The sequence below is a fragment of the Bartonella sp. AA83SXKL genome (assembly GCF_042196965.1).
Classification (GTDB): Bacteria; Pseudomonadota; Alphaproteobacteria; order Rhizobiales; family Rhizobiaceae; genus Bartonella.
Window position 1 is genome coordinate 22,770 of record NZ_JBHIRG010000003.1, and the last position, 23,596, is coordinate 46,365.

16 protein-coding genes and 2 pseudogenes are annotated in these 23,596 nt (G+C 34.7%); 11 read left to right on the plus strand and 7 right to left on the minus strand.

The genetic code is table 11. The annotated features are described in order from the left end of the window. Positions 1–790: 790 nt before the first annotated feature. Positions 791–2,572, minus strand: a complete 1,782-nt coding sequence (locus ACFINO_RS02315; protein WP_375633789.1) for a glucan ABC transporter ATP-binding protein/ permease — start codon at positions 2,570–2,572, stop codon at positions 791–793. A gap of 206 nt (positions 2,573–2,778) precedes the next feature. On the opposite strand from ACFINO_RS02315, the gene ACFINO_RS02320 reads away from it, so the two are divergent. From ACFINO_RS02320 to ACFINO_RS02350, 7 genes and pseudogenes are all read left to right on the plus strand, one after another. Then, positions 2,779–3,762, plus strand: coding sequence for an RluA family pseudouridine synthase (locus ACFINO_RS02320; RefSeq protein ID WP_375633788.1), 984 nt, complete (start codon positions 2,779–2,781; stop codon positions 3,760–3,762). Positions 3,763–4,691: 929 nt separating this feature from the next. Beyond that, positions 4,692–4,778, plus strand: a pseudogene (locus ACFINO_RS02325) (ATP-binding cassette domain-containing protein); the annotation flags it as partial. A gap of 134 nt (positions 4,779–4,912) precedes the next feature. Beyond that, positions 4,913–5,566 carry an ATP-binding cassette domain-containing protein gene (locus ACFINO_RS02330; protein WP_375633787.1) on the plus strand — a complete coding sequence of 218 codons (654 nt, stop codon included), beginning with the start codon at positions 4,913–4,915 and terminating at the stop codon, positions 5,564–5,566. Continuing rightward, positions 5,541–6,365, plus strand: a complete 825-nt coding sequence (locus tag ACFINO_RS02335; protein ID WP_375633786.1) for an ABC-2 family transporter protein — start codon at positions 5,541–5,543, stop codon at positions 6,363–6,365. Before ACFINO_RS02330 ends, ACFINO_RS02335 begins: the two co-directional genes overlap by 26 nt. Further along, a complete protein-coding gene (locus ACFINO_RS02340; RefSeq protein ID WP_375633785.1) occupies positions 6,349–7,137 on the plus strand; it encodes an ABC-2 family transporter protein in 789 nt (262 codons plus the stop codon). Before ACFINO_RS02335 ends, ACFINO_RS02340 begins: the two co-directional genes overlap by 17 nt. A 2,197-nt stretch (positions 7,138–9,334) precedes the next feature. Continuing rightward, positions 9,335–9,694, plus strand: a complete 360-nt coding sequence (locus ACFINO_RS02345) for a hypothetical protein (protein ID WP_375613153.1) — start codon at positions 9,335–9,337, stop codon at positions 9,692–9,694. Positions 9,695–10,238: 544 nt separating this feature from the next. Continuing rightward, positions 10,239–10,604 carry a response regulator gene (locus ACFINO_RS02350; protein ID WP_273724078.1) on the plus strand — a complete coding sequence of 122 codons (366 nt, stop codon included), beginning with the start codon at positions 10,239–10,241 and terminating at the stop codon, positions 10,602–10,604. A 312-nt stretch (positions 10,605–10,916) separates the two neighbouring features. Here ACFINO_RS02350 and rpsI read toward each other — a convergent pair whose 3' ends face one another. Then, positions 10,917–11,402, minus strand: a complete 486-nt coding sequence (rpsI, locus tag ACFINO_RS02355; RefSeq protein ID WP_015856545.1) for a 30S ribosomal protein S9 — start codon at positions 11,400–11,402, stop codon at positions 10,917–10,919. A 2-nt stretch (positions 11,403–11,404) separates the two neighbouring features. Next, positions 11,405–11,869, minus strand: a complete 465-nt coding sequence (rplM, locus tag ACFINO_RS02360; protein WP_015856544.1) for a 50S ribosomal protein L13 — start codon at positions 11,867–11,869, stop codon at positions 11,405–11,407. Positions 11,870–12,164: 295 nt separating this feature from the next. Between rplM and recJ the strand changes: the two genes are divergently transcribed. Continuing rightward, on the plus strand, positions 12,165–13,949 hold the full coding sequence (gene recJ, locus ACFINO_RS02365; RefSeq protein ID WP_375634738.1) for a single-stranded-DNA-specific exonuclease RecJ: 1,785 nt from the start codon (positions 12,165–12,167) through the stop codon (positions 13,947–13,949). A 17-nt stretch (positions 13,950–13,966) separates the two neighbouring features. On the opposite strand, the gene parE is transcribed toward recJ, so the two are convergent. The 4 genes from parE to ACFINO_RS02385 all read right to left on the minus strand — a co-directional run bounded on the left by parE (position 13,967) and on the right by ACFINO_RS02385 (position 18,475). After that, positions 13,967–16,033, minus strand: a complete 2,067-nt coding sequence (parE, locus tag ACFINO_RS02370; protein ID WP_375643287.1) for a DNA topoisomerase IV subunit B — start codon at positions 16,031–16,033, stop codon at positions 13,967–13,969. An 80-nt stretch (positions 16,034–16,113) separates the two neighbouring features. After that, the gene (gene lipB, locus ACFINO_RS02375) at positions 16,114–16,851 is read right to left on the minus strand and encodes a lipoyl(octanoyl) transferase LipB (protein ID WP_375654988.1); all 738 of its coding nucleotides are present in this window, start codon (positions 16,849–16,851) and stop codon (positions 16,114–16,116) included. Between the two features lie 146 nt (positions 16,852–16,997). Next, the gene (locus tag ACFINO_RS02380; RefSeq protein WP_375633781.1) at positions 16,998–17,849 is read right to left on the minus strand and encodes a TPM domain-containing protein; all 852 of its coding nucleotides are present in this window, start codon (positions 17,847–17,849) and stop codon (positions 16,998–17,000) included. Further along, positions 17,849–18,475, minus strand: coding sequence for a LemA family protein (locus ACFINO_RS02385; RefSeq protein WP_375633780.1), 627 nt, complete (start codon positions 18,473–18,475; stop codon positions 17,849–17,851). The genes ACFINO_RS02380 and ACFINO_RS02385 overlap by 1 nt, the downstream gene beginning before the upstream one ends. A gap of 422 nt (positions 18,476–18,897) precedes the next feature. Here ACFINO_RS02385 and ACFINO_RS02390 point away from each other — a divergent pair. The 3 genes and pseudogenes from ACFINO_RS02390 (at position 18,898) to ACFINO_RS02400 (ending at position 23,288) form a co-directional block, all read left to right on the plus strand. After that, positions 18,898–19,673 (plus strand): annotated as a pseudogene (locus ACFINO_RS02390) (class I SAM-dependent methyltransferase). A gap of 1,318 nt (positions 19,674–20,991) precedes the next feature. Further along, a complete protein-coding gene (gene hutH / locus ACFINO_RS02395) occupies positions 20,992–22,530 on the plus strand; it encodes a histidine ammonia-lyase (RefSeq protein WP_375654989.1) in 1,539 nt (512 codons plus the stop codon). A 398-nt stretch (positions 22,531–22,928) separates the two neighbouring features. Next, complete coding sequence (locus ACFINO_RS02400; RefSeq protein WP_375633777.1) at positions 22,929–23,288, plus strand: hypothetical protein; 360 nt, start codon at positions 22,929–22,931, stop codon at positions 23,286–23,288. Positions 23,289–23,596: the final 308 nt, after the last annotated feature.

The following is a 23,596-nucleotide window of genomic DNA, read 5'->3' on the forward strand; positions in this document are numbered from 1 at the left end:
GAGCTATTGTTTTCATTTTGCTTGTTATGTACAAAAAAACAGTTTTTTGGTTTATTATTAAAAGGTCTTGAAAGGAATATTCTCCTATCTTTATAAATCTTTATTTCATATTATAAAGTAATGAATTATCAATATGAATCAAAGGAATATCACATAAATCTAAAGATTTAGATTAACATCTAATTTATTTATGATAAAATTGCTTTAATACATTGAGTTATAATGATAATTTATCGTTTTATCTTTTGAATAAGAGCTACGAATATTCGTAGGATTTTATTATTTCAAATTCTGTGTATGTTAAATTAATCAAAACCACTCACGAATGTCGTTGTGAAATGGGCTTAAGAGCATTGAGAAATGTTTCTTAAAAAAAGTCATATGAATGTGCAAAACAATGATGTTCTGTTCTTTATGAGAGGACTATAAAGAAAGTGATAAACAAAGTGCAACGCAATACATAATATTCATTATTTAAAAGATATTTCTTTAGTTCGTTTTGAAATTCGTAAAGCTGAGTAAAAAGAAGACGGTAAAACTGGAAATTGTTTTTACCTTTACATTTTCCCTAAATGAGAATGTATACTCGTCAATATTCACAGATATAGGGAAATATTTCTGTCCCAATCTAGTAAAATTGCAATAGCAGAGAAAATACTAGACTGTTTTAATATTTTTCTTAAATACCTAAAATGGATTGTGGTATTTTTAGAAATCTTTTTACTTGTATCATATATAAGCACTCTTGTTATTCTGAGGAGGATTTTTTTGCTTGAAAAGAGTGTCAATTTTATGATGCTATGGCTTCATGTAAGGGGATAACATTTTCTCCTTCTCTTTTTGGTGGTTTGATTGTTAAACCACTTGCCTTTAAAAATTTAGAGAAACGTCCCCCTCTATCGATTAATTCTTGAAAGTTTCCTTTTTCCATTAAGTGACCATGATCCAGAAAGAGTATCACATCAGCATTGCGTACTGTTGAGAGGCGATGTGCTATAATAAAAGTAGTACGGTTATGGCTTATACAATCGAGAGCATCTTTGACTCGTGCTTCTGTTTCAACATCAAGAGCGCTTGTTGCTTCATCTAGAATGAGAATAGGGGCATTTTTTAAAACAGCGCGTGCAATTGCTAGTCGTTGTTTTTCTCCACCTGATAATTGAGATCCTCGTTCGCCCACTATTGTGTTATAACAATCAGCTTTTTTTAGAATAAAATCGTGAGCTTCTGCTATTTTTGCTGCTTCATAAAGTTCTTCATTCGTTGCGCTCGCTTTTCCTATTGAAATATTGTCATGAATAGTACGGTTGAAAAGACCCGAGTCTTGAAATACTGTTGCTAGAGATTTGCGTAAAGATTCGCGATTGATTGAGCATATATTTATTCCATCAATGGAGATATGCCCAAGGGTAGGGTCGTATACGCGCTGCAACAGATTGATCAATGTTGTTTTTCCAGCCCCTGTTGGTCCTACAATCGCAACAGTTTGTCCTGCTTTAACTTCAAAGGAAATATCAAAAACACCTTGAGAAGAATTTTGGAATTGATAGGTCACGTGATGAAATTGTATGGCGCCTTTAACATTTTGGAGGGAAGGAAGATTTTGCGGTTCGTTGATATGAAAGGTTGAGTCTTCCATTTCAAAAAATTCTTGCAGTTTTGCTTGTGAGGATATTGCACAATTAATAAAACTGCTCATTTGGTCTAGGCGGCTAATCATGAGTTGTGCAAATCCAACAAAAGCAACGACTTCACCTACTCGTAATTGATCTTTTGCAACAAAAAAAGCTCCAAGGAGAAGAACACAAACGATTGAAATTGTTGAAGCCATTCGATTTAAGCCACTGGCGAGCGCCCACCAATTGAGAACAGGATTTTGTGCTTTAAGAAGAGCATTTGTATGTTGATGCAGTATGGAAGTTTCTTCTTTTATTCGGTTATAACTTTGTACAATGGAAACATTAGAGATTGAATCACTGACATGCTTAAAAAGGTTATGATGATAGCATTCTACAGCGGCTTGTCCGTCTTTTGTTTTTCGCATCACTAAACGTGCAATTAATACATAAATGATGGCAAGCACAACCAAGACTATTGAAAGACGCCAATTCATATTAAACGCTATGGGGATGAGAACCAATAAGGCGACAAGCGTTGAGAGATGTTGGCGCATAAAATCAAGCCATATGGTTGACATGGAATCTATTGCGCGCAAAAGTGTATGGAGTGCGTTGGAAGTTCCACGTTGTTGATGCCAAATTAAAGGCATGGCAATGATACGTTCGAAAGATTCCGTTAAAACCGTTAAGCGGCGTCTATGGGCTAAGCGGTCAGCACCGCGAGCAACAAGGACATAAGCAATAATATGTGAAAGTCCAAAACAAACCCAAATGGCAAGAGTAGGGATGATAGCTGTTTTGTCTGTAATAGAATCAATAACTTGTCCAAATAAAATAGGTTCTGCAATAGTGATAATAGCTAATATAACATTAGCGGTACAGATTAAAAGGGATGCATTTTTTTCTCTATTTAGGTAAGTGAGAACACGTGCATAGGTTTTGAATAAGGACACGGTTAATTATCTCCATTCGCTATTAAGCGTAAAGGCTGTTGATTTTTACAACGCTTAGTTTTTAGCTAATAAAATTTGGACGTTAAGAAAAGGAAATTTTGGATACTAACTGTAATATGGTGTGATAAAACCAACTAAAATATGAATTTTTGTGTTTATAAAGGCGCAAAAATAGATCAATAAAATTAGCAGGTAAGGGAATTTTCATGGCAGGCATAGAAATAAAAAAAGTTGAGGCAGATGAAAATGGAATGCGCTTAGATCGCTGGTTTAAAGTGCATTATCCAGGACTTGGTTTTGGAGCTTTGCAAAAATTGTTGCGTTCTGGTCAGATACGGGTTGATAGTGGACGTGTTAAAGCCGATACGCGTCTTTGTATAGGGCAAGCTGTTCGTATTCCACCTCTCCCTATTAATGACAAGGAAAATCTTTCAATAACGGATAAAACACTTCGTGGGCAGGATGATGGGACCGTTTTGAAAAAAATGCTGCTTTATGAAGATCCAAAGGTATTTGTTTTTAATAAACCAGCTGGGTTGGCTGTACAAGGAGGCTCTGGTTTAACACGTCATATGGATAGTATGCTTGAGGTATGGCGCAATAAAAAAGGTGAAAAGCCGCGTTTGGTTCATCGTCTTGATCGTGAGACGTCGGGTGTGCTTATTGTTGCGCGATCAAGGGGAGCTGCTCAGTCCTTAACTGCTGCTTTTAGAGCGCGAGAAACAAAAAAGACTTATTGGGCGTTGGTTCGGGGTGTGCCTAAAAAAAAGCAGGACAAAATTTCAACGTGGATGGTTAAGGAAATGACTGCACAAGGTGACAAAATGCGTGTTTGTGAACATGGGGAGCCAGATTCACATCATGCGGTTTCCTACTATCGCGTTTTAGATACGCGAGGGCGGGCTCTTTCGTGGCTTGAAATGGAACCCTATACAGGGAGAACACATCAGCTTCGTGTGCATGCTGCCCATATGGATCATCCTATCATTGGCGATACAAAGTATTTTTTTTCTGATAGTAATTGGACATTACCAGGAGGAATTCAAAATCGTCTTCATCTTCATGCACGTCGTATTCGTATTCCTCATCCTTCAGGAGGAATATTGGACATTGTTGCACCTTTACCACCTCATATGGTCCAAAGTTTTAATCTTTTATCTTTTAATGAGAGTGATGCTGAAACCAACTAAACAAACTTCATTTGTTCTTTTTGATTGATACAAATTTTGTCTATAAATTTGATAAGATGAATAGGGCATCATTTGAAGAAAGTTTTTGATAAGTCAATTGCTATGAGAAAATTGTGTTTTTGAGTGATGAAATTTTCGAATATCATGGCTTTCTTTCTACAGATCTTTATCCATAATTGATTGTATTGTTATTTTTGGATATGATGTATCGTTTAATAATCTGAGTTTATGAAGCTGCTCCTTTGAATTATCTACAGAGGTCATATATTGGGGAGGCGTGTCTGTTGAGGGAGATGAGTTAGATAAAATCTGAAAGATATTTACTAAAATAGTGAAAGCAATTTTAGTTTTTTCATGGGGAATAATGGAGGCATTTTATAGTAATGCTGAGGGAAAGTAGCCTCTCAAAAAATTCCTGTTGTCAAGGATTTTTGTTTTGTTATCAATGTGGTTTGATATGCTTATAGTATAGATTTATGCTTTGTATCTTTGCTTACACAATGAAGCCTTCTTAGCAAAGCTCTCCTTTCAATGACCAATTATTTTTCTACTTACTTAGTTTATCCAAAAGATTATCTTTCATAAAAGAAGAAATAAGTTTTTAGTATCTTAATGCTTCATTGAAGTGAACTCATCACATTGAAAAAATATCTAGACAAAAAATTGGAGATAAAACGTCAGGTGCGTTTTATTGCTCTAGGGAGGGCTTGAACACTTTTGTTTTTTCTAGTGAACAAAAACAGATATTTATTATGGGAACATTCAAAGGGGGGATAAGTTGAAATTAGGAGTGACTGATGGGATCATTATTGATTGACGTTAATAACGTCTCAAAAATATATCGCAACATTGACAGAGAAATTGGTTTTAAAAACAAGGTGTTTTCTCTCTTCAAGCCGGATTATACAAATCATTATGTGTTAAAAGATATGAGTTTCACCCTCTTTTCAGGGCAATCGTTAGCAATTCTTGGCCCTAACGGAGCGGGTAAATCGACACTGATTAAAATACTTTCTGGTATACAATACGCTGATGAGGGATGTGTTAAAGTCCTTGGTGTTGATCCTTATAAAGCGAAGAAAAATCTGTTCAAGTCTTTGGTCATAAGAATTGTTTATGGTGGGATTTGCCCTTACGCTACAGTCTGGATATGGTTCAACCATTATATGGTCTTGAACGCGCCTCTTTTACCCGTGATCTTAAAGAGATCGCTGAGTTACTGGGTCTTGAGCATATTATGGATAAGCCAGTGCGGATACTTAGTCTGGGTGAGAGAGTGAAAAGTGAATTGGCATTTAATCTCTCCTTTAGACCTAAACTGTTGTTTCTCGATGAGCCAAGTATTGGTCTTGATCTTACATCTAAGCATGAAATCAGGGAGCTTCTTAAAAAACTGAAAAGGGAGCGTGGCACTGGGTATATCATCACAAGTCATGATATGGGAGATATTGATGGATACGTCGATGATATTATTCTCTTGCATAAAGGAAAGAAACAGTTTCATGGTAATCTTCATGCGCTTAAAAATGTCATTCCTTCTTTGGTGAGAATGACACTTTTTTGTGAACACTTGGCGGCACCTTCAGCTGTTGTAGAAAAAATTGATGAGATTGCGTTGAAATTATCTACTCCTTTAAAAGATAAGTACTTTAACGCTGAAGAATGCTCGCTGGAGGTTTCGTTGCCCCGTGAGGATTTTGCGCGTTTTGTACGCGAAATTACAACCAAATTGAACTGTACGTTCTCTGTATCCACTCCCTCTCTTGAAGAGATGCTCCGTGTTAAATTTAAAGAATTTATCTAACCACTGCTTTGGTATGTTTCTTTTTGCCAAGAATGGATTACTGACTGTTCTAAGTGATAGAGCAATGTTTTTTACCGATATTATCATTGGGACACTTTCGCCATTTGTTATTCAACTTCTATTATGGAATGCACTTTTCTCTGATACGGGCAACACCATAAATGGCTTTAGCTTTTATGATATGATGTATTATTATGCTTTTGCTTTAGTCCTAGGTCGCTTAAATAATGGTTATAATGTGATTAAGTTTTTCTCTCATCATGTTAAAGAAGGTCAATTAGAAGTATATCTTACAAAGCCCTTTAGTTATATGACACAAATGCTTTTTACTTTTTTAGGGGAGAGTGTATTATATAGCATTCCCTTATTGGCTCTTTTTGTTGTTAAGCTTGTTTTATCTTATGAAAATATTCTGGGATTGGTCATCGCTTTTCTGTTCTTTTTTTTGGTTGTTATTCTATCACAATTGCTTTGTTTTTTAATCTCTTTTGGAATTGCCTTATTAAGCTTTTGGGTGATTGAGTACAATATATTACTTTCTTTCAGTATTCTCAGTTCAGCGCTTCTTGGGGGTGTTCTTTTACCACCATCTTTTTGGCCGGTGTGGCTTATTCCGCTTATGCAATTTAATCCTTATCGTTTCATGATATCAGCTCCTGCCGAGTTTTTCGCGACGCAAAATTTAGCGTTGTTTCAGCAGTTTATTTTCGGAAGTTTTACTTATATTTTGTGTTTTTTATTCTTAATTTATATTGCTTGGAATAAAGGGATGAAAGCATATAATGGAGCAGGTTGTTGAGATGAAAATCATCCTTCATTTTATCAGTCTGAATATCCGCCGACAGATTGTTTATGGTAAGAATTTGGCTGGGGAGTTTATGCTTTCTCTATGCTATTATTTTATTCAATTCATATTTATTGATAGAATATCTTCTTTTTCAGGAAAGATCGGTAACTATAGCAGAGATGAAATCCATTTTATCTTTGTTGTCTTTGTTTTACTTGGAATATTTTTGAATATTTTTACTAATTCTATTGAAACGTTTTTTGAAAAAGTAGCGGATGGTAAAATTGAACCATACTTGATAAAGCCCGTTTCAATCTGGTTGTTGATGTTGTTTGGTTGGTGTAAACCTCTTAATTTGATCAAGCTCTTTGTCCTTTATGTTAGTGCCTATTTATTTGTATCATTACCGAATATTTCTGATCTTAAGCTAAGATGGATCTCTTTTATTGTTGCAATATTTTGTGTTTTTATCGTCAATATTTGTTTTTTCATGATGTTCAATTTTATAACATTTATTATTAGCCGTAAGATGCCTGTCGAATATTTTCATGAAATGATTTACGAGCTTTCATTTGTGCCAATAGGAATTTATCCTTTAAGCATTGTAAAATGGCTTTTGTTTATGCTTCCCATGGCTTTTTCTGCTTCCTTGCCTGTGTCATTGTTGCTTGGTAAAGACGAATGGAATATTGGATATCTTCTGTTGAGCGCTTTTCTTTCCATGGTCATGACTTTCATAAGTTATAAGAAAACAATGCGTAAATTTAATGGATTAGGGGGATAATATAAAAGTCATCATGATTATAAAAATAAAAAATTGAGTGAAAATTCTATCGTACTGTAAAATATCGTTATTTATCCTGGCGGTATAGGGTATGTAAAATTTACACATGAGGATTTTTATTAGACATATTCATGCATAAAATCGGTCGTATTTCTATAGCTATGAGCAAAGAATTTACAACAGAAATCATAGAGTTAAATTTCTTGGTTTTAGATCAGTTTTAGTTTGAGTTTGGATGGCTGCTTGATGACACAAGCCAATTGTAAGATGGTGTACAATATTAGTAGTGCTTTCTCCTCCGAGCAAAATTTACTTTTGTTGCGTTTATAGTGCTAAAAAACTGTCAAAGATGGGTAATTTTTATATGTGCAAAATGTGGTTATTCGTGCGGATTTTGTTGGTACATTCAATATATTATTACGTGGATGAGTTTTTGCTTAAACAATAAGAAAATTGACAGAATAAAGCTTTTAAGTTGCCCGATAGAAAGCTAAGAGCTTCGCCAAACAACATGATAGCAATTATCAAGACAACAATCACATAGAGATTTTTCAGCATGCTGAGCAGTCAAAATTCAGTTAATAATTGCTTGGAAATAAAAGGATTCACCAATCCAAGCAGGCAAAAACGATGGCAACACAACTGAGTTCAATAACATAATTAAATATATTTCTTTGTTGTTCTTGTAAACAAAGAGAATTATACTTTATTTTCTTGTGAATTTCTTATTCTATTTAATAGAAAGATAATTATTATGTAATATTTTAGTATTATTATAAATATTATTATTTAATTAAAAATATACAATTTAAACACATACAATATAAACATAATATATTTATATTATTTTAAATAGGTTATTTTAAAAAGTAATTAAATAAGATATTATTTTGTAAAAAAATATTTTCTATTTTTTAAATATTAATAAGCTCATTTTTCAATTTTTCTTAACAATGATAAGAGTAAAATGGAGTTTTACATCCTCTTTTACAATAAATAAAAATTATACTTTAATCTGGTGTTACTCTCTAAGCTTAGAGCTATACAGATGTTATTGCTTATCATTAATAAAACTAATGTGATTGATGGCGTAGAGATTACAAAGGGCTAAATTTTTTTGCATGTAATTCATATCTTTTACAAGACTTTAAAAATAACACAGAAAAAATGAGAGAGGAAGGGATAGTGAACAAGAGTGATAAGCTTTTTCATTTTCTAGTGTTATGATTACTTTTGTATTTTACGGTTCATTCATTGTATGTATGATCAATTCCAAAATTTTTATTTTAAGCTTATAGTGAATCTATATTTTAGTCTGTTATTGAAGTGTTGTAGTGATTGAGATTAAAATATCACAATAGTGAACACTCTGATTTAATAGAGAAGATTGTTTGCTAGCAAATAATCTATCCATATCAACGTTATTTAAATTTTTTATGATTTATATTTTTAATCATTTTATCTTAGTTAGAAAGAAGGTGTATTCATTTTTATTTCTCTATTTTATCTTAAAGTCGTGGAATTATATTAATGTTAGAAAGTTATAATTCTGGAAGACAATGAACTTTATTAAAATTATTCCACGTTCTTGTAGAAACGCATGGCTGTGAAATTGTTGAAATGTGTAATAGCATATGGCATTAGATTTGGCGCATTCACCAAAGTTATCCCTTATCTTACCTAATTTAGCTTTTTTAATCAAAGAGTTAAGCTGGTTCTTACGCTAATTGTAGCTGGGGCAAATATTTTTTCTCAATCTATACTAAGGAAAAATTATTTTATAAAAATATTTATTTTACTATATTATACAAAAAATAAAAATATTATGTGTAACAAAAAAACAACATATTGATATTTTTTATATTATAAAATCATAATAATATTTATAACAATAAAGCTAAATTTATAATAAAAACAATAAAATAATTTTATTTTAATATATTTTTATCATTAAACATACATAATGTAAATTACAAATAAAATAATTGACAATTATTAAATAAACATGTAGCGGATATATTATAAGTTTAATATAACACAAAAATAACAATAAAATAAAATTATTAATTAAATTTTGTATTATATTTTTATTATTAGAAGATAAATATACTTTATCGATAGATAACGGAATGTTTTCTATTTAGAGGGGGCGGTAAAGAAAATTTATTTTACTAAATATTGTAATTAGGTGGTTATGATGAAAATATTCAAGCATTGTATAGTATGTTTTGTTGCAGTAGCGATTTTCTTTTCACAGATTTTAAGAGCCAATGCTGATTCTTTAAATGGCAGATTTCAAAATGCTGGTTTTATTTCTGTAATGACACAGGAAAATAGAGTTATTAAAGCTGTTGATATGATTATTAGCCAGTTTGGAGGACAAGGGGCTGAGAAAAATGTCCAAAAAGTTGCGGGTTTAATGGGGTTGGAGACAGCGATTTTTGGTCTCATCGCATATCTTGTATATTTCTTTACTAGAAAGCCACCGAGTCCTAACAGAGAGACAGGTGGAAGAACATTCGATGCTTTTGCTCATAGTTCATGGGCTTTGAATTAAAAGATATTATCCTTGATAAACTTTGAATTATGCTGTTATTGAATGTTTTATATTAAATAAACCGTGATATTTAATCACGGTTTATTTATTTTTTTTAATCTTAATGACCTTGATAAGTTTATCCTTTTATATCATTAAGATATTGTTTTGTGGATGCCTGTATATGGTGCATTAAATTCAGCTAATCAGTTGCTTTTTAAATTTACTTAAATTTTTTCTCTTCAAAATGCGCATTTGAGCTAAGTTTGTGGTTGATATTTTTTTTATGATGAAAACGCGAATGCATTAATTGAGATATCCATAAACTTTGTATATCAACTCAAAAAATACAAGGTCACACAATCTTACGACTATTTGTGGGTTTTATGTTGATGAACTGAATAAGTATAGCGATGCGTCTTACAAATATTTGCAAAAATGCTTTTATTGGAATCTTTTAATCTCTTTGTGGTTTACAATTCATTTTATCATTTTATCTTAAGCAAAGAGAATGTGGATTCATTTCTATTTCTCTATTTTATCTGAGAAGGGTGGAGTTATACGAATGTCAAAAAAAGTCATGATCGTGGAAGATAATGAGCTTAATATGAAGTTATTTCGCGATCTTGTAGAAGCGAGTGGTTATGAAACCGTTGAAACGCGTAATGGTCTTATGGCATTAGATTTGGCGCGTTCATCAATGCCATCTCTTATTCTTGTGGATATCCAGTTGCCAGAGGTCTCTGGAATAGATGTTATTAAACAATTAAAAGAAGATGAAGAACTTCGATCAATCCCCGTTGTTGCTGTAACAGCTTTTGCTATGAAAGGCGATGAGGAGCGAATTCGTGCCAGTGGATGTGAAGAATATATGTCAAAGCCTATTTCTGTCCCTCATTTTATCACAATGGTAAAGCATTTCTTGGACTAAAGCTTGTTAAGTGATAATAGAAAAAACATTGAAAAGCTTATAAGATTGCTAAAGTCGTCGCGTAAATGTTTTTATGCTTCAGCACGTGGATATATTCAAGTTAGTAAAACAGATTTTAAAAATTGAAACTGAAGTTTTGAATTTTTTCGGTCTATTTTTCTTGCCTTTTATCTTAAGAGAAGAGGTTGTTTTGCATTCTTGTTTTTTCTAATCGGTATAGATTTGTTCCTACATTCATCTAAAAGTCTGTTTTAGCAGTTTAAAAAAGCCCCGTTTTTGTCCGAGGCTTTATGCATTGTACAAAAAATGAAATTAACGCTTTGAGAATTGGAAAGAACGACGTGCTTTTGCTTTACCGTATTTCTTACGTTCAACAACACGGCTATCACGGGTAAGAAAACCACCTTTTTTTAAGATTGAGCGAAGTTCTGGTTCGTAATAGGTTAAAGCTTTGGAAATGCCATGGCGCACTGCACCGGCTTGTCCGGAAAGCCCCCCACCAGCAACGGTTGCAATAATATCAAACTGGGTATCCCTGTTTGTTGCAACAATTGGTTGACGAAGAATCATTCTAAGAACAGGACGAGCAAAATATTTGTCAAATTCCTTATTGTTGATCGTGATTTTTCCAGAACCTGGTTTAATCCATACGCGTGCAACAGCGTCTTTACGCTTTCCTGTTGCATAAGCACGTCCTTGTGAATCAAGCTTTTGCACGTGGACAGGAACAACATTTTCATGTGTTTCTGTAATACTTGTTACTATGCTAAGCTCAGAAAGAGAATTAATTTCAGCCATAATCAAGCAATCCTTTTGTTTTTGCGGTTTAAAGCACCAACGTCAAGAGATTCAGGCTGTTGTGCTTCATGTGGATGTTGGCTTCCAGCGTAAACACGTAGATTCTTCAATTGACGGCGACCAAGAGGTCCACGAGGAATCATACGCTCTACCGCTTTTTCAATAACGCGTTCGGGAAAACGCCCCTCAAGAAGTTGACGTGCTGTACGTTGTTTGATTCCACCAATATAGCCGGTATGCCAATAATATTTTTTATCCGTATATTTTTTGCCAGTGAGAGCTATTTTATCTGCATTAATGACAATAACGTTGTCACCATCATCAACATGTGGAGTAAATGTAGCTTTATGTTTGCCACGTAAGCGGTTAGCAACAAATGTGGCAAGACGACCTAAAACAAGGTTTTCTGCGTCAATAATAACCCATTTTTTCACCACTTCAGTTGGCTTTTGTGAAAAAGTTGCCATAGAAGTATCCTTTATTAGAACCCTTTTAATATAAGGGAATTTTTACTGTTTTGCGTTGAAAATTGTTACCATAGCGAAATATTTAACGCATACCACTTGTTCTGATATAATGTCTTTTGATTGACGTCAAGAGAAAATAAAAACTTTATAAAACAACATGTTATGAGAAAGGTATTATAATACTACATTAAAGAAGTTTGTGGACCATTTAAATTTAAAATGAATGTTGCAAAAGACTATTTTATCTTTAACGCATGATTGTATTTTATCGTTCTTCATTATAAAATAAGTAATAATGCAGTGGTCTCGTTATTTTCTTAATGTTGAATCTTCTGCTTGTGGTCAAGCTTGGTTAGATGCCCTTGATGTTCAAGGGATAAATAATGCGCGCGCTATTTCTCAAAAATTTGGTTTTCCAGATCAGTTAGCTCGAGTACTTTCAGCAAGAGATGTGGATGAAGCTGAGGCTATTGCTTTTATTAATCCAACATTGCGTACACTTATGCCGGATCCAGAAAGTTTTAGGGATATGCAATGCGCTGCAGAGCGTATTGTTAAGGCTCTTCTCAATCAAGAACAGGTTGCTGTTTTTGGTGATTATGATGTTGATGGTGCTTGTTCTTCAGCACTCATAGCGCGTTTTTTTCGTTATTTTGGTATTGAAGTCAAAATTTATATTCCTGATCGTATTGTTGAAGGCTATGGTCCGAATGAACAAGCAATGAGGATGCTTGTGCAAGAAGGTGCTCGGTTAATTATCACTGTTGATTGTGGCGCAAATAGTCCAGATGCGGTAAAAGCAGCGAGGCTTGCTGGTGCTGATGTTGTGATTTTAGATCATCATCAAATGTCAGAGATTCATCAAGAAGCCGTTGCTCTTGTCAATCCTAATCGCCCTGATGATTTTTCTAAACAGGGGCATTTATGTGCAGCGGGCGTTGTTTTTGTTACGTTAGCTTGGGTTCATCATTTGCTGCGGAAAAAACAATTCCAAGGGCAGCTGCCTGATCTTTTAAGTATGCTTGATCTTGTTGCATTGGCAACCATATGTGATGTCGTTCCATTACAGGGGGTTAACCGTGCTTTTGTGATAAAAGGGCTTCAAGTTGCTCGTTCTATGCATAATCCAGGAATAACAGCTTTAACAAAGGTTTCACGAATAGGGGAGCCGCTTAATAGTTTTCATTTAGGTTTTTTATTAGGTCCTAGAATTAATGCAGGAGGGCGCATTGGTGATCAAGCTTTGGGAGCACGTTTGCTTAGCTGTGAGAATAAAGATGAAGCGGACAGAATAGCAGAACAATTAGATCAGCTTAATCAAGAACGCCAAGAAATGGAGAACATTCAATTAGCACAAGCGGAATCTTACATTGCATCTCTTTATCAAGATCAAGAAATACCCTTGTCACTTGTAATTTCTCATAAAGAATGGCATCCGGGAATTATTGGTATTCTTGCTTCCCGTCTCAAAGAGCGTTTTTTTTGTCCTGTTTTTGCTATTGCTTTGAAAGAAGATGGAAATGGCGTAGGGTCGGGACGCTCAATTAATGGTATAGATTTAGGAGCACTCGTTCGTGAAGCTGTTACATTAAATTTATTAGAAAAAGGAGGGGGACATAGTATGGCCGCAGGAATTATAATTCAATCAACAAAAATTGAAATCTTTCGAAAATGGCTAGAAGAAAAAGTTTCTTTAATGGTTTCACAGTTGCGTGCAAAAAAATCTCTTAGTATAGATGGTTCTCTTTCTGCTTCTGGTGTTAATGAAGCACTGTTTGAATTGCTTGAAAAAGCAGGGCCATTTGGAGCAGGGAATGCAACACCTGTTTTTGTTCTTCCCTCTCATAGACTGGTGAATCTATCTGAAGTTGGTAAAGGACATCTTCGCCTCGTTGTATCTAATGTTGAAGGAAAAAAATTGCAAGGAATAGCTTTTCGTGCTGTAGGGACATCGCTAGGTGATTTTCTTTTTGAAAATATTGGTGAAATGATTCATTTAGCTGGTCATCTTAGTTTGAATTATTGGAATGGAACGATCAATCCGCAACTGCGCGTGATTGACGCAGCTGCAGTGGTTTGAAAGGGATGTTTTTTACATTAGATGTCTAGATTAGAAGCAAAAGTAGAGTTTTCTTGTATGAAACGAAATCGTGCTTCTGGTTTTGTTCCCATGAGACTTTCTACAGTCTTTTTCGTTTCTTGCATTTCCACGGCATCAATAGAAACACGAAGCAATGTACGTTTTTGAGGATGCATAGTCGTTTCTTTAAGTTGTTCTGCGCGCATTTCACCCAGCCCTTTAAAACGCCCGATTTCGATTTTAGCTTTTCCAGTAAATTCAGTTTTGAGCAATTCATCCTTATGAATGTCGTCACGAGCATAAGCAACTTTTCCTCCTTGCGATATTCTATAAAGGGGAGGGACGGCAAGATATAAATGTCCCTGATGAATAAGGTCAGGCATTTCTTGAAAGAAGAAGGTAATGAGCAGTGACGCAATATGAGCACCATCAACATCAGCATCTGTCATGATGATAATACGTTCATATCTAAGATCTTTTTCACGATACTTGGAGCGTGTTCCACATCCAAGAGCAAGGATAAGATCGCTAATTGTTTGGCTTGAGTTCATTTTTTCATGTGCAGCATTGGCGACATTTAAGATTTTACCACGAAGAGGTAAAATTGCTTGGTTTGCTCTATTTCTTGCTTGTTTAGCAGATCCTCCTGCAGAATCCCCTTCAACAATGAATAGTTCAGCACCCAAAGCATGGTTCTGGCTACAATCTGCAAGTTTACCGGGCAGACGTAATTTACGGACAGCAGTTTTTCGACTTATTTCTCTATCTTGGCGTCGTTTAACACGTTCTTCAGCACGTTCAATAACCCAATCGAGAAGTTTTGTTGCTTCTTGTGGGGAATTTGCTAACCAATGATCAAAAGGATCGCGGATTGCATTCTCAACGATACGCTGTGCTTCAATGGTTGCTAATCGATCTTTTGTTTGTCCAACAAATTCAGGGTTACTGATAAAGACTGAAAGTATTGCGGCTGTTGAAATCATAATATCGTCAGACGTAATAATCGTTGCGCGCTTGTTTCCTATTAACTCAGCGTAGGATTTCAATCCACGCAAAAGAGCTTGACGTAATCCTATTTCATGTGTTCCGCCTTCTCCTGTAGGAATCGTATTGCAGTAAGATTGCACACAAGAATCACCACCATGCCAAGCGATAGCCCACTCAACGGAGCCATGGCCATTATTGTGTTGTGTTTTGCCAGAAAAAATTTCTGACGTTACTCGATATTCATCTTTTAGTGACGAAAGTAAATAGTCTTTAAGCCCATCGGGAAAATGAAAAACAGCTTTTTCAGGAATATTTTTTACGCCTTCAAGTATGACGGGATCACAAGACCAGCGAATTTTTACGCCACCAAAAAGATAGGCTTTGGAGCATGTCATCTTATAGATTTTTTCTGGATCAAAAGCTGCTTTTTCACCAAAAATTTCATGATCAGGATGAAAACGAACGCGCGTACCACGACGATTATAAACATCTCCCAGATCTTCCAATCCAGATTGAGGAATACCACGTGAGAAACGTTGGCGGTAAAGTTTTCGTTCTCGTGCAACTTCAACTTCCATATCATCAGAAAGAGCATTGACGACAGAAATTCCTACTCCATGAAGTCCACCTGCAGTTTGATAAGCCTTTCCATCAAATTTTCCCCCTGAGTGGAGTTGTGTCATAATAACTTCAAGAGTCGATTTCTCAGGCATTTGAGGATGATTTTCAACAGGAATACCGCGTCCATTATCTGTAACGGTTATATAACCGTTCCTATCTAATGAGACCTCAATAGAATCTGCATAACCCGCAACAGCTTCATCCATCGCGTTATCAATAATTTCGGCAAATAAATGATGAAGCGCTTTACTGTCTGTTCCACCAATATACATTCCAGGGCGTAAACGTACAGGCTCTAAACCCTCAAGAACTCGAATAGAGAGGGCATTATAGTCATCTTCTTGCGTATCTTTTGCACTTTTTCTTGAAATCATCGCGTTTGATTTCATTGGAGACTGCAGAGTGTTTTCTTTTGTATTTACCCGAGATTGGGCTTTATTTAAAACACTAAAAAGATCCTTTTTGTTATCGCTCATAGCGTTTAACTATCCACCTCATAAAATCAAATATTATTAAAATAATTTTATGCCTGTTTTTTATTTAAAAATCAATGCACTTAGGAAACATCGATTGTTGGGCCAAAAATTTTTTCAAAAGCGTGTTTGAGAGCAATATCAACATCATGCATTGCTACATGGCAACCGAGATTAAGAAAGCTTGTTACACCGTGGTTTGTAATTCCACAAGGAACAATTCCTGAATAATGGGCTAAGTTAGGATTAACATTGATAGAAACTCCATGAAAACTTATCCATTTGCGCACTCGAATGCCAATAGCTGCAATTTTATCTTCGGAAGAAAGATCATTTTGTTTTGATGGGCAATGAGACTGTTTAACCCAGACACCAACGCGATCTTCTCTGCGTTCGCCTTTAATATTAAAGTTGGCAAGCATCTGTATGATCCATTCTTCTAATGCACTAATGAAAGCACGAATGTCTTGTTTTCGGCGTTTAAGATCAAGCATGATATAAGCAATACGCTGTCCTGGACCGTGATATGTAAATTCACCTCCACGTCCTGCTTCATAAACAGGGAATAAATTAGGCGCTAAAAGATCTTTTTTATTTGCACTCGTTCCCGCTGTATAAAGGGAAGGGTGTTCAAGAAGCCAAACTTGTTCATGCGCGGTTTTTGCAAGAATTTTTTCTACACGTTCTTGCATATAACGCAGAGCTTCAGGATACTCAACTAGATGATCACTTATCTTCCATTCAACGGGTGGATTTCCTAGAATTGCATTAAAATGATGTGATAAGTGATTACGATCCGTATGTTTCAATTCAAATGTCATTGGTAATATTTATCTTGATGTTTGAGTTTATTTTGTAATCAATAAAAGTGATTACAGAGTAAGGTATAGAATTGTTGAATAAAAGAGAATACGTTCATAAATTTTATCTTAAGAAGATTTGCTACGCTTAAAAATCCACGTTCCTTTTACCATCTTCCTGTTGCACCACCACCACCTGATGATCCACCACCACCCCTAAATCCCCCTCCACCTCGAGGACCACCGAACCTTCCACCAGGATATCTGCCACCGGCACTTAAGTTAAGAAACCAAGGTGTGAAGATGATCCCCAGCCAGAGATACTTTTGTGGACCCACTTTTTTACCAAAAATCATTGCAAGAATGGGCAAACCAACGACTATAAAGAGAATGAGAAACATGATTGTATTTATAATTATTTCTTCTTTTTCAGCTTGTTTACGTTGTTCTTCAACGATTTTAGCTTTTTCTTTGATGCGAAAAGTAAAATCAGAATCACTTTCTGTAATAACTTTGATAATTGCATCAACTGCTTCAGCAATTCCTTTTTGATAATTTCCTTCACGAAAATTAGGAATCATGAAGCTATTAATAATGACAGAGGAAAGAGCATCTGTTAGCTCTCCTTCCAAACCATATCCAACTTCGATACGTGCTGTGCGTTCATTCGGTGCAATGACCAGTAATACACCATTATTGATCTTCTTTTGGCCTAATCCCCATGTACGAAAAAGAGAATTGCTGTATGTTTCTATATCATTGCCAGAAAGAGTAGGGAGTGTCACAAGAACAATTTGATCTCCCGTTTTCTCTTCGAGTGCTGCCAGTTTTTTTGTCAAGTCTTCTTTGGTTGCATTATCGAGCAAATGAGCCACATCATTAACATAACCTGTTAAATGAGGAAATTTTATTTGCGAACAAGCGATACTTCCCAATGCAGCAACTAAATACAGAGAGCAGATAAAAGCCCATAATTTTGGAAATACAATACGTTGCAAAGAGTATCGAAATGATTTCATTAATTAAAATTAACCTTTGGTGTTTGTTGGCTATCAGTATCGATGGTAAAAGTTGGCATAGGTTTAGCATCACGAAACCATAATTTTGCCCAAATCATCGTCGGCATTGTTTTGAGTGCAGTATTGTAGGCACGTACTGTTTCAATATAATCGCGGCGCGCAACGGAAATACGGTTTTCTGTTCCTTCTAATTGTGATTGAAGAGCAAGAAAGTTTTGGTTTGCTTTAAGATCCGGATAGTTTTCAACAACAGCCATAAGCCGCGAAAGTGCACTTGATAAATTTGCTTGATTTTTGAGATATTGCTGCATAACTTCTGGATTATTCAACATATCTGCATTAATGTTGACCTGCGTTGCTTTGGCGCGTGCTTCAATTACATTTGTGAAAACGCTTTGTTCATGAGCTGCGTAAGCTTTAACTGTTTCTACAAGATTGGGGATGAGATCTGTACGACGTTGATATTGATTGAGCACTTCACTCCATGCTGCATGTGCTTTTTCTTCATTTGTTGGTATCGTATTAAATCCGCACCCACTTAAAAATGGCACTAACCATGCCAAAAAAATCACGATTGGAAATTTTTTTAATATTTTAAACATTGAAGAAGTTTGTACATTTAACATAAAGATGTCTCCACAGATATTTTATGTATTATATAGGGTTTATTTTCTTGGTGGAAAGTATTTTGAACTTTATAAACAGGCGTATTTATCAATAAATTGATATCTCTATGCGTTTTAGGTACGCTTAAGTGACTTGTTGATATTAAAATAATAATAGTAATATAGATGTCATCTTATAAAAGATCAATAATATTTATATCAATTATTATTACAGAAAATTATATTATTTTCGTAGGAGTTTTGGATTTCGCAACGTGCAGATAACAATTGGAAAAGAGAAAAATGTAAGTATCAATCTTATGGAAAGATAGAAGGTCAGGGCAGTTCTTATTTTCCTCCTTTAGAAGTTATGTTTAATAAATTGGATAAAAAAGGCTTTTTTATTATGTATGGTAGTAATTGAGAAGGAGGGTGAAAGTCCTATGATAGAAAGTGTTCAGCGGCAAAGTGAAAAGTTTGATGGATTGGCTAATGATTATGATCGTTATCGTCCTCGCTATCCCCTTACTTTATTTAAAACCATGCTCCATCCTTTTAAGAACAAAAAGCATTTGTCCATTGTGGATGTGGGTGCTGGGACAGGCATCGCATTAGAGGGAATTGTTAAATTTTTAGGAAATGAGCACCAATATCATGCTATCGATGTATCGGCAGATATGATTAAGCAGGGGCGAAAAAAATTTCCTACGGTGCAGTGGTATCAGGGCCGTGCCGAAGACCTATTGCCTCAAATTGGCGAGGTTGATCTTGTCATTGCAGCGCAAGCGTTTCAGTGGATGGATCGTTCTAAGTTGCTTTGTTCTGTTTCAGATCAACTTCGGGTCAATGGTGTCATGGCGGTTATTCAAAATAATCGCGATTTCCAGCATAGCGAATTTCTAGAGGCTTATGAGACATTGTTAGAGAAAATGAGTCCGAACTATTCTCGGTATTATCGTAATTTTGATTTTTTACAGGAAATGAGTGATGGCTTTGGGGTAGATCCAGAAAAGATTTTTTTCATACGCACAATTGGACGATGATGATCCCATCTGAAGCTTTTATTGGAATGAGCCGCTCTTCAACGCAAGCGCAACGCGCTATTGCTTTCTATGGGGAAGAATATTTGCGGCAATTGGTCGCATTGATAAAGAAATATGAAGTGCAAGGCAATTTGGAGCTTTTGTATCGAAGTGAGCTCTATATGTATGCAGGATAATCCGATATCGATGATTGCTTTTGCTCTTTTAGCACATCAGAGTGGGCGGTATTCAGGAAATTAACGCATTATTAAGGCAGACTTTGAGGGGGAAAGTTTTTTTCTTCAGCATTCACATTGACATCTTATTACCGTTGATTTTCATTATTCATTTAATATGAGAGAGTTTAAATAGAAAATTTATGCACTGCATTATAGCATCGAAGCGCTTTCTTTACTGCAGTTTAACAACAGATTATTTTATAAAATGGAAAGAGGTAGATTGAATAGAAATGTTTGATAATTCTTTGTTTTTATGATTGCTTTTTATTATTAAATGAGAGTGTTTTTAATAAATTTTGACAAAAATAACTGAAAAAGTACAAAAAATTATCATAATCAGAAATTTGTAGTAAAAAAGGTAATGGCTTGGAAGAACCTTTAAAAAACAACTCATTTTGAAATTATCTCTAAATTCAGATTGAATATAACAAAAAGTAAAATATAAATATGCTATATGAAGCATTTCTCTTTTTAGAATATATAATATAAAAACAATATATTAATTAATTTTTTTTGATATAAGAAAACTTCTTTTATTTTCTATTTTAAATAACGGGTTAGTCCGAGTCTTATGTGGTTTTATTGAAGATGTGTTTTTCAAGGTTTAATCTGGCGCTTTAAATACAATTTTAGAAGTGGCAAATAAGCTCAATTTTTTCTCTGTTGTGATGTGTTGAATAAGTTTTTTAATTTTCTATAGAGTTTAATTTTTGCAATCATGATAGATTGTGGCAGCTATCTATTTAAGGTTTTTATAAGTTTAGTAGGAATAGCTTGATGATAAATCCATTGAGTTCTCCATCTTTACGCTTCATAAAAGAATAAGCCTGCACCATCACACACTTTGTCATTTTCCAATGTTGCGACAGCCCTTGACATGGTTTATAAGAGGAGTTTTTAGTCCTTTTTTGTACAGTTTTATCCATACGACAATCTCGCTTATGACGTGCAAGCGAATGGTTTTGATTGATTAAACATACACAGATTTGGAATGAAAGAATCTTAAGATATTCCGCTCTCTCATTTAATATTAATAATGCTAGATCATGATTATAAATTAATGTGTTGTCTATTTTTGAAATCCATGACCTTGGTTGAGCTTGTCAATATTTCATTTTCATTTATCGTAAACTATTCTACTTTTGAATAATGACTCCACTGTAAGGAATGTCTTTAAGAAAGCATTCTCGTTTTAAAGAGTCGTTATAGTTTTTTTGTTTTATAGAAGGATCAATAATGCTAAACATTATACTTTGATAAAAAAAGAAAGTAAATTATGACTATTATACTGAAACCGAGCGAAGTGACGCTTAGTGAACTTGCAGCTATTTATTTTAATGGTGAAGTGAGTAAACTTCATAATGACACGCATTTAGCTATCAAGAAAGGGGCTCAGCGCATTGCTGAAATTGCTGCTGGAAGTGAGCCTGTGTACGGTATTAATACTGGTTTTGGGAAGTTGGCTTCCATTAAAATTGATGCGGACGATGTCGCTGTTTTACAGAGAAACCTTATTTTGTCCCATTGTTGTGGGGTAGGAGAGCCTTTAGCTGAAAATATTGTGCGTTTGATAATGAGCTTAAAGCTTATCTCTTTAGGAAGAGGGGCTTCAGGAGTTCGTCTAGAATTAGTAAATTTGCTGGAAAATATGCTTGCAAAGGGCGTCATTCCTGTCATCCCTGAAAAAGGGTCTGTTGGTGCTTCAGGTGATCTAGCTCCACTTGCTCACATGGCGGCTGTTATGATGGGAGAAGGGGAAGCATTTTTTCAAAATATTCGTATGAGTGGGGCGGTTGCATTAGAGAAAGCGGGATTGTCCCCTATTATTTTAGAGGCAAAGGAAGGTCTAGCTCTTATTAATGGGACTCAAACATCAACAGCCCTTGCACTTGCTGGTCTTTTTCGAGGTTATCGGGCATTGTGTGGTGGATTGTTGGCAGGGGCTTTGACGACAGATGCTATCATGGGATCAACGGCGCCATTTCATCCTGATATCCATATTTTACGAGGACATTATGGGCAGATTGCCGTATCGAAAACATTAGAAAAGCTTGTAGAGGATTCAGAAATTCGTGCAGCACATTTACAGGGGGATGAGCGTGTACAAGATCCTTATTGTATACGTTGCCAGCCACAGGTCATGGGGGCATGTTTTGATATTTTGCTGGCAGCAGCAAAAACACTGATTATTGAAGCAAATGCTGTTACAGATAATCCATTGATTTTAAGGAATGGTGAAGTTGTATCAGGTGGGAATTTTCATGCTGAACCTGTAGCGTTTGCTGCTGATCAGATTGCTCTTGCTTTATGTGAAATAGGATCTATTTCTCAACGGCGTATTGCTCTTATGGTTGATCCAGCAGTTTCTTATGGACTTCCAGCCTTTTTAGCACATAATGCGGGTCTTAATTCAGGTTTTATGATTGCTGAAGTAACAGCGGCAGCTTTAATGTCTGAAAATAAGCAAATGGCCCATCCTGCTTCCGTTGATTCAACCCCAACTTCTGCCAATCAAGAAGATCATGTTTCAATGGCTTGCCATGGAGCGCGTCGGTTATTGGTAATGAGCGAAAATCTTTTTACACTTATTGGCATTGAAACGCTTGTTGCAGCACAAGGAATTGAATATCGTGCACCTTTAAAAACAAGTACTTTTTTGCAATCTGTTATGGAATGTCTACGAAAAAATGTTGCTTCTCTTAAGGAAGATCGCTATCTGGCTCCAGATCTTCATCAAGCACATATACTTGTGCGTGAAGGGCACTTATTATCTGTTTTACCAGAAACAATTTTTCCTTCATTAAGTTTTCAATAGTATTTGTTTTAAGGTCAATGCTGAAGGGCGGATATTGAATTTTAAAACTTTCTCATATGAAAATATAGAGGAGCGATACTATATTTGAATTATTTAATAAATTATATATTTTTTACTGTATATATCTGATTTTTGTAGTTAACTAGATATTTTGTTATTTTATAGAAACTATGAACTTAAAGCACCTATATTTTCTGATTTATATCAGAAATTTTAATATAAGTTAAATAATATATACGAATTATATATTCGTGATATTGTATTTTTATAAATATAAATTATGATATATGTATTGTATCAAGTAAAAATAAAATTTTTATTTTATATTCTTCTTATTTTTAATACTTTATGAATTTTATAGTTCATTTTTGATATTTAAAATAAAAAAGGAGAAAAGAATGTTTAAAAGTGCTAAATTATGTGTTTTAATAACACTTCTTTTTTTCTCTCAAATTCTTGAGATTCATGCAAATTTTAGGAGAGCTAGCTTTCCAGAGGAAGTTTTCATTATGATAGTGGCCCAAGAGAAAGAGCCTCTTATTTCAGCGAAAAACAAAGATTTTATTGCTATCTCAGGGCAAATTCCCAGAGGTAATGAGAACGCTATCATCGGACCAATAATCAAAGATGCTCTTTTTATCGTATATTTTTTTTTCATTGGAAAGCTTGTCGTTAAGGCAGCTGGAGTCCTTAAAAGATGGGTTGTAGATAGATTTTCTCATGCTTTTGAAAACTTGCGAGATTCGTATTATCATTAATTGAGCTATTCAATTGGCGTAAAAAGTTTGTTTTATGGGCTCAAAGAAAGTTTGCTTAAAGTAACAAAAAATTAATTGTATGCATAGTTAATGTGTTTGTTATGAATTTTTAGGCTTCTATTTCAGTGCACCGAAATAGAAGCCTAAAGTTTAGATTACATTAAGGTTAATTTTCTCTGTAAAAAAACTAGAGAATACGAAATGAATTAAATGACAATTATGAAAAAATTCATTATCACTTTATTTGAATAAAATAATACGAAATTGCAGGCTATAAAAGCTGAATAATTCGCAATAAAAGTATTTTT